This is a genomic window from Jeotgalibacillus proteolyticus, from assembly GCF_050107735.1.
In the GTDB taxonomy this organism is placed as follows: domain Bacteria; phylum Bacillota; class Bacilli; order Bacillales; family Jeotgalibacillaceae; genus Jeotgalibacillus; species Jeotgalibacillus proteolyticus_A.
On the sequence record NZ_JBNILO010000011.1, the window covers coordinates 53442 to 67540 of the forward strand.

The 14099-nt window shown below is 43.1% G+C and carries 15 protein-coding genes; 6 read left to right on the forward strand and 9 right to left on the reverse strand.

Annotated features, from left to right (window positions below; genetic code table 11):
- Nucleotides 1-165: 165 nt before the first annotated feature.
- Nucleotides 166-3381 (reverse strand): SNF2 helicase associated domain-containing protein, encoded by a 3216-nt coding sequence (locus ACQCT8_RS15655; protein WP_426872610.1) that lies wholly within the window; start codon nt 3379-3381, stop codon nt 166-168.
- A 224-nt stretch (nt 3382-3605) separates the two neighbouring features.
- Entirely contained in the window at nt 3606-4100 is a 495-nt protein-coding gene (locus ACQCT8_RS15660) for a lactoylglutathione lyase family protein (RefSeq protein WP_426872612.1), read from the reverse strand.
- A gap of 118 nt (nt 4101-4218) precedes the next feature.
- On the opposite strand from ACQCT8_RS15660, the gene ACQCT8_RS15665 reads away from it, so the two are divergent.
- Entirely contained in the window at nt 4219-4551 is a 333-nt protein-coding gene (locus ACQCT8_RS15665; protein ID WP_426872614.1) for a winged helix-turn-helix transcriptional regulator, read from the forward strand.
- A 281-nt stretch (nt 4552-4832) separates the two neighbouring features.
- On the opposite strand, the gene ACQCT8_RS15670 is transcribed toward ACQCT8_RS15665, so the two are convergent.
- The 5 genes from ACQCT8_RS15670 to ACQCT8_RS15690 all read right to left on the reverse strand — a co-directional run bounded on the left by ACQCT8_RS15670 (nt 4833) and on the right by ACQCT8_RS15690 (nt 6893).
- Complete coding sequence (locus tag ACQCT8_RS15670) at nt 4833-5003, reverse strand: hypothetical protein (RefSeq protein WP_426872616.1); 171 nt, start codon at nt 5001-5003, stop codon at nt 4833-4835.
- A 14-nt stretch (nt 5004-5017) separates the two neighbouring features.
- Complete coding sequence (locus ACQCT8_RS15675) at nt 5018-5398, reverse strand: permease (RefSeq protein WP_426872617.1); 381 nt, start codon at nt 5396-5398, stop codon at nt 5018-5020.
- Nucleotides 5398-5604 (reverse strand): helix-turn-helix transcriptional regulator, encoded by a 207-nt coding sequence (locus ACQCT8_RS15680; protein WP_278240991.1) that lies wholly within the window; start codon nt 5602-5604, stop codon nt 5398-5400. The genes ACQCT8_RS15675 and ACQCT8_RS15680 overlap by 1 nt, the downstream gene beginning before the upstream one ends.
- 114 nt (nt 5605-5718) lie before the next feature.
- The gene (locus tag ACQCT8_RS15685) at nt 5719-6444 is read right to left on the reverse strand and encodes a hypothetical protein (RefSeq protein ID WP_426872620.1); all 726 of its coding nucleotides are present in this window, start codon (nt 6442-6444) and stop codon (nt 5719-5721) included.
- Nucleotides 6441-6893, reverse strand: a complete 453-nt coding sequence (locus ACQCT8_RS15690; RefSeq protein ID WP_426872622.1) for a DinB family protein — start codon at nt 6891-6893, stop codon at nt 6441-6443. Before ACQCT8_RS15690 ends, ACQCT8_RS15685 begins: the two co-directional genes overlap by 4 nt.
- Before the next feature lie 215 nt (nt 6894-7108).
- On the opposite strand from ACQCT8_RS15690, the gene ACQCT8_RS15695 reads away from it, so the two are divergent.
- Entirely contained in the window at nt 7109-7864 is a 756-nt protein-coding gene (locus tag ACQCT8_RS15695) for an RsbR, positive regulator of sigma-B (RefSeq protein WP_426872624.1), read from the forward strand.
- A 48-nt stretch (nt 7865-7912) separates the two neighbouring features.
- Here ACQCT8_RS15695 and ACQCT8_RS15700 read toward each other — a convergent pair whose 3' ends face one another.
- Nucleotides 7913-8689 (reverse strand): GNAT family N-acetyltransferase, encoded by a 777-nt coding sequence (locus tag ACQCT8_RS15700; RefSeq protein WP_426872625.1) that lies wholly within the window; start codon nt 8687-8689, stop codon nt 7913-7915.
- A 185-nt stretch (nt 8690-8874) separates the two neighbouring features.
- Between ACQCT8_RS15700 and ACQCT8_RS15705 the strand changes: the two genes are divergently transcribed.
- From ACQCT8_RS15705 to ACQCT8_RS15720, 4 genes are all read left to right on the forward strand, one after another.
- On the forward strand, nt 8875-9657 hold the full coding sequence (locus ACQCT8_RS15705; protein ID WP_426872627.1) for a hypothetical protein: 783 nt from the start codon (nt 8875-8877) through the stop codon (nt 9655-9657).
- 291 nt (nt 9658-9948) lie between these two features.
- Nucleotides 9949-10359: a MerR family transcriptional regulator gene (locus tag ACQCT8_RS15710; protein ID WP_426872629.1), complete on the forward strand. Its 411-nt coding sequence runs from the start codon at nt 9949-9951 to the stop codon at nt 10357-10359.
- Nucleotides 10360-10396: 37 nt separating this feature from the next.
- Complete coding sequence (locus ACQCT8_RS15715) at nt 10397-11707, forward strand: hemolysin family protein (protein WP_426872632.1); 1311 nt, start codon at nt 10397-10399, stop codon at nt 11705-11707.
- Between the two features lie 145 nt (nt 11708-11852).
- Entirely contained in the window at nt 11853-13175 is a 1323-nt protein-coding gene (locus ACQCT8_RS15720) for a hemolysin family protein (RefSeq protein ID WP_426872634.1), read from the forward strand.
- Between the two features lie 114 nt (nt 13176-13289).
- On the opposite strand, the gene yunB is transcribed toward ACQCT8_RS15720, so the two are convergent.
- The gene (yunB, locus tag ACQCT8_RS15725) at nt 13290-13991 is read right to left on the reverse strand and encodes a sporulation protein YunB (protein WP_426872636.1); all 702 of its coding nucleotides are present in this window, start codon (nt 13989-13991) and stop codon (nt 13290-13292) included.
- Nucleotides 13992-14099: the final 108 nt, after the last annotated feature.

Here is a 14099-nt window from a genome sequence, read left to right on the forward strand (position 1 = left end):
GCTGAGACCCCGTAAGGCAAAGCCTGAGGAGGGCTCAGCGCCGTCCCTGCGGAAAGCGTCCGCCTGAAGCGAAGTGAACCGGTCAATGAGCCTGAGACATGTCCCAGGCTCTTCTTTTAATTGACAAGGAGCAGGGACTTTCACAAACGCTCTTACCGTTGTGATTTAAACGCGCAGGAGTTCACGGATATCTTCCTCTGTTAACGCAGCTGATTCTTTTTTGTCACGATCAATAAGCTCTTCAATTAAATGCCGCTTTTTATCCTGCAGTTCGTTCATTTTTTCCTCAATGGTTCCCCGGGCGATGAGCTTAATCACTTGAACAGCTTTTTTCTGCCCCATCCGGTGAGCACGGTCAGCAGCCTGTTCTTCAACTGCCGGGTTCCACCATGTATCGTACAAGATGACGGTATCGGCCCCCGTCAAATTCAACCCTGTTCCCCCTGCTTTCAGTGACACTAAAATCAGCTCGCGTTCTCCCTCATTAAATTTCCGGCATATGTCCACTCTTTCATCTGAGGGCGTCTTGCCGTCTAAATAGAAAAAGGGACGGCCCTGAAGTGTTAATTCCTTGCCAATCATGCCAAGCATCTTCGTAAATTGCGAAAATACCAGCACTCTTCTGCCTGAAATTTTTGATTCCTCTAAAAGCTGAAGAAGCTGTTCAAATTTAGCTGATTTTCCTGTGTAGCCATCCACAAAGAGCGCGGGGTGGCAGCAGATTTGACGCAGTCTCGTCAGCCCTGCCAGGATTTTTATACGATTTTTCCTGAGCGTGTCTTTATCCAGGTGCTTTAATGTATCTTGCCGCAGCTTAGCCAGATATGCCGCATACAATTTTTTCTGCTCCGGCAATAGTTCCTTTGATTCAAGCAGCTCCAGCTTCTCCGGCAGCTCCTCCAGTACATCCTCCTTCATTCTGCGCAGCATGAAGGGGCGGACTCGTCTGGCGATGGTTTTACGGGAAAGGTGACTATATTCTTTAAGCCCCTGAAATAGCTCCGGAAAAACAACGTGAAAAATCGACCACAGCTCTTCAATCGAATTTTCAACAGGGGTCCCGGTAAGGGCAAAGCGGTGGTCTGCCTGCACTTTTTTTACCGCACGCGCTGTTTGCGTGACAGGATTCTTAAACGCCTGTGCTTCATCAAAGAAGACGGTATGAAACTTTTTTTCTTCAAACCACTTTACATCTTTTCGAAGCAAGGGATACGAAGTGATCAGCACATCAACACGGCCGGACTCCTTTTGTATTTCTTCCCTCTCAGCGGCACTTCCGTCAAGCACAACTGCTTCAAGGTCCGGTGCAAACTGCATGAATTCTTTCATCCAGTTATACGTAACAGATGATGGACACACAATTAGGGCCTGCTGGTTGTTTTGGCGCATGACCGGCAGCTCCGATACTAAATAAGCAATGCTTTGAAGCGTTTTGCCAAGCCCCATATCATCTGCCAAAATACCGCCGAATCCATAGCCCGCCAGAAGCTTTAGCCAATTGTAGCCGTGTTTTTGATAGTCTCTCAGCACCGGCTCAAGAGATTCCGGCAGTTCAAAGGTCAATTGCTCAGGATGCTCCATTTGAGAAAGGAATTGTTTGAATGACTGTTCCAGGTGTACGAGATTGTGATCTTTTATGGAGTCAAGCAGACGCAATCCTTTTACCAGAGGCATTTCAAACTCTTTTTCCAGTTCTTCAGGCTGAATAGGCGCAGCATGTAAAAAGCGTCTGATCTCGTCTATTTCCTTTGTTTCCAATGAAAAAAGAGAGCCATTGCGCAAACGGTAATACGTTCTTTTTTCTTCAAGAGCTGCCAAAAGGGCACGGATTTCTCTTTCAGGAAAGCCTTCCATTTCAAATTTAAACTCAAGCCAGTTTGTCCGTTCTTTTTTAATCCTTACACTAATTTTCGGCGGTGCATGTTCACGAAAGATACGGTTTCGGATGGCTGTCGTTGCATACAGCTGAACGAGACTCTGCATTTTGGGAATCATATGGTGCAGAAATTGATATTCCAGCGTTTCATTATGAAGATAATAGCCGCTGTCCGTTTCGGTAAACTCACTTTCTTTCATCAGCTGCAGGATTTCTTCTTCTTTTTCTTTCTCCCTGGCAAGAAGTGAGCCGGTCCAGCGCTTTTCGTCTTCAAGCGGGTTAATTGTCACTTCGCCATAACAGAATTCGAGCCCGGCCAGCAGACGATCTTTTACACGGTCGAGATAAAGCTTTGCTTTCAATGGTTTTTTTTCAAATGACCCTGAAGGCAGCCCGTGAAGTACAACATCGCCCAGCTTTTTAAGTCCTGGCACTACTTTTTCCAAAAAAAGATCGACTTGTTCTGGCGGAACGGGAATGCGGCTTGCTTTTGACGCATCAAGCATGCTTTTTAGATCATTCAGCCTCTTGCTGTCCTCTTCTTTCAGCTCGACCCACTTCCCGTCTGCTATGACAGCGAAATAGGGATGCATCAGGACCAGGTCATGCATTCCATTGATCGCAAGCTGATAGCTTTCATCCCCGGATTTTGATAGAACAAACTGCAAAGGCAGCCGGTCATCTGACGCTTGCAGGCCTCGAACCGTCTTTTTCCGGTAGCCAAGTGTTACAGCTGGAGATTTCATTAGGGAAGGTTTTATGGCTTTCCACGCAGAAGGCGGTATTGCCATTAAATGAGTTCCTGCTGTGTTCGCCATATTTTGATAAGCAGAATCATTATTTAAGGTATCATCCTTCAACGCATCGATCAGCTGCGAGATCACTGAGTCTGATACCGGGTCAAAATAGTGCTCTGACGGGTCATAGACAACGGTTGATGAAACGCTGAATGGAGTTCGTTCTTTTACATGCTGAAGAAATGCACGAATTTCTTTTACGTGGGCGTCTTCAATTTTCACTTCAACGGCAATCAGATTCTCCCCTTTTTTTACCGCAATGGGAGACAAAATGAAATGCGCTTCTATTTTTTTGCGGGTTTCAAAATGACGCTGCTGCCCGCTTCCTCTTGAAGCTTCGCCAGTAAAAAGTGTCATCAGACCCTCTGTTAATTCATGCCGGTCAGAAGGTGCAGTCGTAACGGAGTCAGATGGTGCCTGAGATCCCTTCCTCCCTTCTTCAAGCATCCACAGCAAAACAGCTGCAGTATGCTGACAGTCTTTATCATAGGAAGCAAGCGTTGGACAGCTGCAGGACGCCTCATAGCCACTCCCGTTTTGGCTTATGGTTACGTAAAACTCCTCTTTCGCTGTGACCACAGCCTCGCATACTGTGTCACTGTATTTCTTTATCTGTACTTTATTCGAACGGTAAAATGCCTCCCCCCGGCTGAAGGAGACGGTTCCGCAGTTTTCTTTAATGATTTTTTTATTCAGCCGTACGTTCACCAGGCCGCACTCCTTTCCGAGAGAACAAGATCTAAGACTTATCATACCATGGCACTATTGAGGAGTCAGGATTCAATTTCGGGCTATCATAATGAAGTAAGCTTAACCTAAAAAACACCCGTCATCCAAAACGATAGACGGGTGGTTTTTAGTCGTTTTTCTAGCTCGTATACACTACTGCACAGGGCTTGCAAAGGCACGTTGAAAAACTGTCCTGATACTGACTAATATGCCCCTTGCGAATAAGTCATCTCATAGCTGTGCGTATAAATTTCAAAGATATTTCCAAATGGATCTTCTACATACACCATCTTATAAGGCTTATCATTTGGATAGTACTCACGGATTGGCATGCGCTGCTTTCCTCCGTGTGCAAGGATTTTTTCCACTAGTCCTTCAATATCCGGGTCCTGGACACAGAAATGAAAGATGCCGGTTTTCCAATACTCGAAATTATTATCCGGCTTTTCATTTTGAGGAAATTCAAATAATTCGATGCCAATTTTATCACCTGTTGAAAGGTGGGCAATTCGAAATTCCTCCCAGTCGTCCCCGAATACGTCACGGCACATTTGACCAATTGGCGTATCATCATTGTTGACAGGCGATGGCTCCATCATAATATACCAGCCGAAAACCTCTTTATAGAATTTCACTGCTGCATCTAAATCCGGCACAGATAAACCAATATGTGAAAAGTTTCTAGGATACGTTGTCATAAACACTGCCTCCTTTTTGATTTGACTCCCTTAGTATAAACGGGTATTCTTCTACAAAATAGAATGCACTTTTTGGGAAGATACTATCCAAAAAGGTAGTATTGGAGGGAACGCTACAGTGTCAAATGAAATTCAGGTTGATGAAAACGGCAAGCTGAAATGCTCCATTGAATATACGTTAAATAAAGTCGGGGGCAAATGGAAGCTGGTTATTCTCTGGCATGTCTTGACGGATGGAACCCAGCGGTATAATGCGCTGAGAAGACTGCTTCCCGGCATCACCCATAAAATGCTCAGCCAGCAGCTCAAAGAACTTGAACAGGACGGACTCATCATCCGAACACAATACAACGAAATGCCTCCAAAAGTAGAATATTCCATTTCAGAAAAAGGACGCACATTAAAGCCTGTGCTTGAAGCGATGCATGAATGGGGTACCGGGGAGGGTTGATGATTGGGGATATCTAATTAGTCTTTAAAAAGAAGCACGGCACAAATGTGTGTAAGGCTTCTTTGAACGGTTTGCTGCGCTTCAGGTGGACGGTTGCTTGAGCCTTCTTTGGCCTTGCCCTGCAGAGTCTCGAAACCGTCTTCTCCTGCTGGAGCTCCACCTTCCGACCACCTCATACTATTGATACAGACTACCTCATTTTTTTGTTTTGTCCCAATGTTTTTGAATAGAATTTCTTTTGGCACTGCATAAAACCGTTTTTCTTTACGCTGTGAATCTTATCAGCGGACAAAATATACAATCCCTATTACTGCTGCAAAGAGCACTGCAGCAGCTGTCATAAACTGAATAAACCCTTTTTTGGATAGAGATCCATTGCTTGTATTTCGTCTGGTTATGAAGAAAAGCAATAAAAAGCCTATAAGAGCCAGTACAGGAAACAGCCATTCCATCTTCTCACCTCCTGTTAATAACGTTTTGCAAGAATAACCCATGACACAAAAACTGTGGAAATTGCCAATGCAGACAGCACATTTAAAATGAGAAGCGCATCCCAGGAAATCAACTCTACTTGCAGAAGAAGAAGAAAAAGAAATAGGTAGCCTAAAATGGCGAAATAAGAATAATACACTCCCTGTTTTCGGATTTCCTTCATTCTTTCATCTTTTTGTTTAAATTGGGGATACAAATAGCTCATGCAAAAAGATACGACGGAAAGCGCAAGCTGCATATAAGCAGCGGGTAACGGAGGAGCGTCTGCCATAATCCCCGCAAAAATTAATAAGCCCCCAAAAAACGCCAGAAAAAGCCCCGCAATAAAAAACGTACGCGGATAATAATCAGTCATCAGTCACAGTCCTCCTCTTCATATATAAATATATCTTCGATGGTGGTTTGAAAGATTCTTGCAATTTGAAATGCAAGGGGAAGTGACGGAGAATAGCGGTTTTTCTCAATTGAAATAATGGTTTGCCTAGACACCTTTAGCAGCTCAGCCAGCTTATCCTGTGATAAAGACTTGCCTTTGCGATACTCCGCCAATCGGTTTTTCAATTTATCGCACCTCCTTGTCATTCGATCATAAAGTAAAGCTTCCTTTACGTCAAGTAAACTTTACATTTCACTTAAAGAAAACCGCACAAAAAAACCTCTGCAACGCAGAAGCTTTTAGGCATGAATAGAAAAGTATTTTGTTAAGCTCATTCGTCTTCCGGTACGATCCCATTCATGATAAAGAGAAAACATCTTTTGTTCATCTCCCCCTTCTCTTTGGACGAGAGAAAACACAGTCAAATAGCTTCTCCAGTAGTCAAACATGATGCTTGAGAGAGAAGATTGATAGCTCTCAGAACCGAAATCATCCAGAGACCGGTGAGCATACTGGCTGCTGAATGCCTCAGCAAGTTTCCCTTCTATTTCGGTGATTTTTTTAAAATAGTTCTCGGAAAATCCATATTTACGTGGCAGGTAGAAACACATGCCCTCCTCAAACCAGATACTGTCTGTCCGATCGTCATCGAACTCATCTACAAATAAGTCAATGTAATGGGTCAGTTCATGAGCAAGAATTTCAAACAAATCATCTTCACTAAATTGCTCATAATATGCCCGCACTTCAGGCAGGTCTTTATCCTCCAGCTGGCGCAGCATAAGCTCCTGCCAGGCATTCAGATCAGGTGTTATATAGATGAAATCCTCCCGTGCATAAGCAGGAATTGGAATAGAAGAAAAGAATTCAGTTGCCAGCTCGCTGCTTGTCCAGAGACAGGAAGTTAAACGAAATTTCTTCTCCAGGAATTTTTTATATGCTTCTAAACGATCCATCATGCGGGAAATAAGCGGTTCATATAATGCCCCCTCCCCCGCGCTTTCAAAAGCTACTATTTTTTTCACAGCGAACCGACCTTTTCTTCTATCTGCTTTAGATGGCGGCGGTCATGCTCGACAAACATCCGGATAAAGCTTTCTGGTGAAAATGTTCGTTTTCCGCTGCCTATTGTGAAACTCAAGTCCTCATCTACCTCTGACATTTTTTCCACCAATGCGTTTCGTATCTTTATAAACAAATCGATCACAGCTTCCGCCGATTTACCTTCAAGTAAACGCAATCCTTCAGCATTGTACAGGTCATGGTCAGGAAATTCAGGCAGGGAAATGCCGTCTTTCATTTCTGGCACCATTTCTTCAAGGTTATACCTATCCCAATAATACAGATGGCCTACTATTTCTCTAATCGACCACTTATCTTCTGCGATTGGATCTGTTAGCAAAGATTCAGGATCATTTTTCAGTCTTTCGATCAATGGAATAACCTCTTCAAATTGCTTTATCATTTTATTCATCTCATCTCACCTTTCTTTATACCAGTCTCCATTCTCTTAACCGGATCTTTTATCCTCTTTCCGTTCTTTAAAACAGCTTAAATGATTTAAAGAATAGTTTTTTGTTCAAAGTCATAGGATTAAACTACAAGATTCGTTCTGTATTGAGTTATACTGAAAATGGCAAGTTATCAGATAACCATTTTAATGGATCATATTTGGATAGGGGATCACACATGAGTGCATATGGAAACATTCCTAAGAATATAACCTCGCTTCATGCATTGGACAGTATTGGGGAAACGATCGTTATTGCTGATAATCAATATACAGTGATGTGGATGAACTCACATGCCAAGAAATTATTGTCTTCGGTCGCGCCGCTATTTGGATTGAAGGACAGCCAGGACATGATTGGAATGAGTATGAACCACTTTCATCAGCGTCCTGACTATCAGCACAAAATTATGGAACAATTAAAAGGTCCTCACCGCTCCCGCATCACGATTCGGGATCAGTTTGTTGCTGATATTGTCATTACTCCGATTATGCCAACGAAAGATTCAATAGAAGGCTATGTTGTGATGCTGATGGATGTCACCACGAAGGCTGAAGAGGAAAAAGAAAAAGAAAAACTGATTCAGGCGCTCTCTACTCCTATTTTAAAAGTGTGGAAAAACGCCATTGCCATTCCCTTAATTGGAGAATTTGATATGGAGCGTTTTGACCTGCTCATTACGAACGTTTTGGAGCGCTGTGTAAAAGACGGGATCGATTATGTCCTTTTAAGCTTACATGATGTTTATGTCGGTGAAGATGGTGTTACCCACTATTTTCAAAAATTAATAGACTGCATCAGCTTAATCGGTTCAAAATGCATCATTGTCGGCATCCCAGCTTCACTTGCTGCCTCAATGACCAGTCTGGAACGCGATGTCCTGATTTTTTCCACCACATACGATGGACTGCAGTTTATCATTGAACATGAGTAGAAGGATCAGCGATCAAGAAACAGCTAGTTTATTGATCGCTTATTTTTCTTATGTAACCTTGTCATAGAGAGCTTTTGTGTAAACAAGCTTCAGCCCGCACCGGGTCATATTTTTATGGCTTGCGCTTGAGAATGCAGCTTCACTTGTGATGTAATCTGCCCCTGCCTTTGTAGCCAATTCTGCTCTTTTTCTTATTAATGCCTGCTGAATTCCTTTGCCTCTAAAGTCGGGCAATACAGCAGATGATGCTAGAACTGCAACATTTTCTTCAACATATAGAGCTGCAACCCCAGCAATATGGTCTCCTTCCATCGCCTTTAAAAAGCTCCAGCCATTTACGTTCGCTAAACATTCATTATTACGCTTTACCCCTGCTTTAATGCTTGCCGGCAGTCCAAAGCTTTTTACATACACTTGGGCAAAATCTTCATACTCATCCTTACCCAGCTGTTGAATAGGAATGGAATTTTCCTGGTCCGCTTCTGCTACTTCTTTAGAAACGCCCATAAAGGAAGCGTGGAATCCTGATTGAAAAAATTTATGCTGACGAAGCAGCTGAAATACATCTGAATTTGCCTCATCAGGCGTTAGTTCAATTTGAAAAGAAGTGGTGCCAAACCATGCTTCTATATCTTTTAACTTGGTATCAGCACTCAAATGCCGCAGCTTGTTAAAAGAAGGCCCAGGTATTCCTCCCGCCTTAAAACAAATGGCGCTCCCAAACTGGCCGATTCCAGCCTTCATTGGATTTCGGTCAAACTGCTGAAAAGCCAGCAGTCTCGATCGCAAGGTTTGATCCTCCCCTTGCTGAATAATTTTCTGCACATTCATTCCCCTCCTCTTTTTTCTCATTTCATGCATCAAAGCTCTTTCTTCATTTTTGCATTCACTCCTTGCTTTTTCTACCCTTATTCTTCTTTTTTTTCTAAAATTTTCTTCTAATAGGTTTATATAACCATTCCTGTGGAACTATATAATAGATTTTAATTACATATTGTAGGAGGAAAACGATGAAAAAGTATTGGATGGCAGCACTATTGGGATCCATGATGGTTTTGGGCGCCTGCAGCTCAGACGATGCACAGGAAGAAACGGAAAACACAGCTGAGGCAGAAGAAGCTCCTGAAACAGAGACGGCTTCAGAAAACGAAGAAGCTGCAGAAGGAAGTGAAACAGAAGAAGCTGCAGCGACAGAAGAGTCATCTGATGAGGCGGCTGACCAAGCCGAAGAAACAGAAGAAGCATCAGCTGAGGACTCTTCCTCCAGCAGTGCAGTGGTTGAAGTAGATACAGATGGTGCACTTGAGGAAGAATACACAGAAGAAAACGAAGAACAAAAAGTAACATTCGTTTATCAGGATACCGATGTGAACCATATCGGTGAAGTTGGACCCATTCAATTCTCAATAGATGCCGTTGAACTTGTTTCCATCGAAATTAAAGATGAAATGATGGCTGCACAATGGGAGCGTGAGGTTGGCGATGAAATTCATGCGTTTGCCATTGCAATGGGCTTTGAAAACACAGTAGATCAGGATCTGGATTTCTTTGTTCCAGGAATAAAAGCGATCACCAACACGAAGGAACAGCTGCAAACGGATTACTCCATGAGTGAACATCCTGATACACAATTTCTGGGTCAGGTGGCCCATGACGGCGTTCTTGTCTACGTCCTTGAAAAATCGACTGTTCAGGAACTCGAAACCATCGAACTTCGTATTCCTACTGCGTCCGATGCCGACTATGTAGAGTATGGTGAAGAGCAAAAAGTGAAGCTGCTTATTAATCAGTAGATATCAATAGATGAGCCTGGGACAAAAAAGGTCTCAGGCTCGTTGACCGATTCACTGCGCTTCAGGTGCACGTCTTCCGTCATATCTTGCTGCAGTCCCTACCTTCCACTTACCTCTCTTTATTTATAAATACTCCCTCGGATTTTAAACTTTTTTTGGTCCAATTACGGTTTTTTGTCTAACAGGCTCTATTCTTCTTTGCCACAATTAAAAGGTTTCCCTCAAAACCATCACGTTCTACTGTATGCTTTCATACAAACTATGGTATCTTTAATCTAACGCATTTTGGAGGTGTTGTCCCTTGGGGAGGAGTTACTTCGCATAGGTCAGATTGCTAAGCTTAGCGGTCTTTCCACCCGAACGATTGATTATTACACTCGTTACGGCTTTTTATCATCAGAGCGCTCGGCATCAAACTACAGGATGTATGAAAAAAACGTACTTCAAACGCTCGAAAGAATAAAATTTTTAAAAGGTCAGCGGATGTCTCTGGAGGAAATTTCCTATGAGCTTCAGCACGGACGATGTCAGGAGCAGGAGCCTCTTTTTTTTGAAGTACAGGAAGAAATCGATCGCCTGCAGCAAAAAGTCACTCAGCTCGAAGAAGCATTGAAGGACGCTCCTTCATCTGAGAAACGCATGATCTATACTACTTTATCCAAAAAACTTACAGTCATTACGCAGCTTTTAACTCTATTATAAATTTCCGGAGGTGAATCCCTCATTCAGAGGGAACTCATTGGACAGTATATTGCTATTAAATTTAGTACTCGTGGCCGTTTTAATCGCCGCCACCGCTTTTTTCGTCGGTTCAGAATTCGCTGTTGTTAAAGTTCGAATGTCACGAATTGATCAATTAATATCTGAAGGCAATAAACGTGCCGTCACTGCAAAAAAACTGGTTACAGATTTAGACTACTACCTTTCTGCCTGCCAGCTTGGTATTACAGTAACCGCTTTAGGACTCGGCTGGCTCGGCGAACCAACCGTGGAAAAGATTTTACACCCAGTGTTTGAGAACTTTGCGATTCCAAGTTCTGCTGCAGCCATTATTTCGTTTGCATTGGCATTTTCTATTGTCACCTTTCTTCATGTAGTGATTGGAGAACTGGCGCCAAAATCACTGGCCATTCAGTTTGCTGAAAAAATGACACTGCTCCTTGCTTCCCCTTTATATTGGTTCGGTAAAATTATGTATCCGTTTATCTGGACCTTAAACGGTTCTGCAAGAGTGCTTCTTCGGAGCTTTGGCGTTCAGCCTGCCGGGCACGAACAGGCTCACTCGGAAGAAGAATTAAAAATTATTATGGCTCAAAGCTTTCAAAGCGGCGAGATTAACGAAACAGAATTGTCTTATATGGAAAACATCTTCACCTTTGATGAGCGGGTAGCAAAAGATATTATGGTACCACGTACGCAGATGGTGACTCTTACCTTAAATATGACGCATAAAGAATTGCTGGGTGTTTTAAATGAGCACCATTTCACTCGTTATCCTGTAACAGAGGCTGGCGATAAGGACCACATTAAAGGGTTTATTAATGTAAAGGAAATGCTGACCAATTATGCAGCAGGCCGGGAACAATCGATTGAAGACAGTCTTCACGAGCTGGTCCTGATCAATGAAATTACTCCTTTACAGGATGCTTTATTAAAAATGCAAACTGAACGGGTGCATGTTGCGCTTGTTATAGATGAATACGGGGGAACTGCCGGTCTGCTTACCATGGAAGATATACTCGAAGAAATCGTGGGTGAGATTCAGGATGAATTCGACACAGATGAAACGCCTGAAATTCAAAAAGTGGACGCATCAACCTATTATATTAACGGACGGGTTCTCCTTCAGGATCTCGAAGAACAGTTTGCTCTGAACTTTGAGGACAGTGAAGATGTTGTCACGATTGGCGGATGGTTTCAGCACCAGCATAACGAACCTGAAGAAAAGGATTCGATTGATGGTGAGAAAGCCCGCTGGACTGTAATGGAGATGGATAATCACCAAATCCTTCAGTTAAAGCTTGAACTTCTTCATGATCCATCTGCGTAAGAACAAATTGCAGCTGAATTGATTCATAAGACGGACGTGATATGTAAGAATATAAGTCCTGTAATTAGTATCCCAGCATTATTCAGCATATAAAAATGAAAGTAAATGAACCCGGAGGTGAATCCCTCTTTTATGAGGGAGTATATTGGATCCCATAATCGTCTTAAATTTGTCTTTACTCGTTTTATTAATTGCGCTGACCGCTTTTTTTGTCGGTTCAGAGTTTGCTGTTGTAAAGGTGAGAGCTTCCCGGCTTGACCAGTTAATTTCAGAGGGCAATAAGAAGGCCGTCGTCGCAAAAAAGCTGTCCAGTGATCTGGATTATTACCTGTCTGCCTGTCAGCTTGGCATCACCGTAACAGCCCTCGGTCTCGGCTGGCTTGGAAAGCCAACGGTTGAACGTCTGCTGTATCCGGTATTCGATAATTTTAACGTTCCGGCTACTGTTGCTGCTACCGCTTCCTTTATTATTGCTTTTTCACTCGTCACTTTTTTGCATGTAGTCGTTGGAGAGCTTGCTCCAAAAACCCTTGCGATTCAATATGCAGAAAAAATGACACTTTTGCTAGCGCGTCCCCTCTACTGGTTCGGGAAAATTATGAAACCCCTGATCTGGACGTTAAACGGCTCTGCCCGCTTATTGCTCCGCATTTTTGGAGTACAGCCGGCAGGTCATGAACAGGCTCACTCAGAAGAAGAGCTAAAGATTATTGTCACGGAGAGCTATAAAGGCGGCGAAATCAATCAGACGGAGCTCTCCTACCTGAACAATATATTTGCATTTGACGATCGGGCGGTAAAAGACATCATGGTACCGAGGACACAGATGATCGCCATTGACCAGTCTCTAAACCAGGATGAGATTCTGCCGATTTTTGACGAGCATCAATATACCCGTTATCCTGTCACAGAAAATGGAGACAAGGACAATATAATTGGCTTTGTCAACGTGAAAGAAATGCTCACAAATTTTGCAAATGGGGTAGCCAGCAGCGTTGTAGATATCACCCACAATTTGCTGTTTGTTCATGAGACCGCGACAATCAAAGAAGTGCTGCTTCAAATGCAGTCCCAGCGCCTTCATATCGCCTTGGTAATCGATGAGTACGGCGGTACAGCCGGCCTTGTCACCATGGAAGACATCCTTGAAGAAATTGTTGGTGAGATCAGAGATGAATTTGACGGGGATGAACTTTTAGACATTCAGCAGATCGACGAGTCGACCTATCATATTAACGGACGCGTTCTGCTTGAGGAACTTGAAGAGCAGTTCGGCATCGAGTTTGAAGACAGTGACGATATCGATACGATCGGCGGGTGGATTCAGCGTCATAATGAAGAAAATGCATCAGACTATTCGATTCAAAAAGGGATCTACCGCCTGTCAGTAGCAGAAATGGAGAACTACCAGACACTGCTTGTTTCGCTGGAAATCACTAAAACTGAGCAGGAGATTGACCCTGAATAAAATGCTGATGTCAGGACAAAACTCAAAAAGTTAAAAATAGTATATCAATAGTGCAAGGAGAGCGACTTCCTGAGCCGGTCGAAGAGCCTGAGACACATTTGTCTCAGGCTCGTTCTATTCTTCATCTTCGCCGCTCGCGATCGCTGGTACGTCGCCATAATACTCCGGCACATCCCCCTTTAAAAATAAATCACCAAGCTTGATCAGATTTTTCACCTCCATCGTTTTGCTCATGGAGGGAATAATGACCTTCATTTCTACATCCACTTCAAGGAATATTTCTAAATACGTATTATTTATTCCACTTTCCTCCAATGTTGTTTTTATGGTAGTCGTTACGTTGCCTATGGTTTCAAACTGTATAGGAATTCTTGGGCCAAGTGTTGATAAAAGCAAATTTTCGGTTGTCATCCCAAGCGGCATATAATAGATAATGTCATCCTCAAGTTTTACATTTGCCGCTTCCGCCTCTTTTGCTTTATACCCATTGTTTAAAAACTCCTGAACTCTTGATGATGCTTCGTTATCCAGCTTGTTATACACAATCGGGTTAAAGCTGTACGCCGTTCCTTCACTAGTTTCTTGAAAGATAATCAGTTCTTTAATGTCCAGTGTGGTGGTCATTTCCTCTGAAACCGCTTCGTTGATCGCCTGGATGGCAATGTCATGCGTCTTGGTTTCGGCAATATTCATAATGCTCGGCTCGATTCGTTTATCGATCAGCCAGACACTAAAAAAAGAGGAGAGTAAAAATAAAACGAATGAAATCATGAAGCTTGCGCGCAGGGACATCGTGTTTTTCTTCCGAAACTTCATCTTCCTTCACATCATCTTTCCCGTTTTCCCTACTATATGCCCCGGAAATGCAACAGGTGCCTAGCCGCTTACTTTAAAGAAGTAACCTGAATTCCCCGCAGCTTACCA

Bases quoted from the DNA above. Each gene is read 5' to 3' on its own strand.
- ACQCT8_RS15695 (WP_426872624.1), top strand. From the start codon at position 7,109: ATGAGTGCATATGGAAACATTCCTAAGAATATAACCTCGCTTCATGCA.
- yunB (WP_426872636.1), bottom strand. From the start codon at position 13,991: ATGAAGTTTCGGAAGAAAAACACGATGTCCCTGCGCGCAAGCTTCATG.
- ACQCT8_RS15660 (WP_426872612.1), bottom strand. From the start codon at position 4,100: ATGACAACGTATCCTAGAAACTTTTCACATATTGGTTTATCTGTGCCG.
- ACQCT8_RS15670 (WP_426872616.1), bottom strand. From the start codon at position 5,003: ATGGAATGGCTGTTTCCTGTACTGGCTCTTATAGGCTTTTTATTGCTT.
- ACQCT8_RS15690 (WP_426872622.1), bottom strand. From the start codon at position 6,893: ATGAATAAAATGATAAAGCAATTTGAAGAGGTTATTCCATTGATCGAA.
- ACQCT8_RS15675 (WP_426872617.1), bottom strand. From the start codon at position 5,398: ATGACTGATTATTATCCGCGTACGTTTTTTATTGCGGGGCTTTTTCTG.
- ACQCT8_RS15705 (WP_426872627.1), top strand. From the start codon at position 8,875: ATGAAAAAGTATTGGATGGCAGCACTATTGGGATCCATGATGGTTTTG.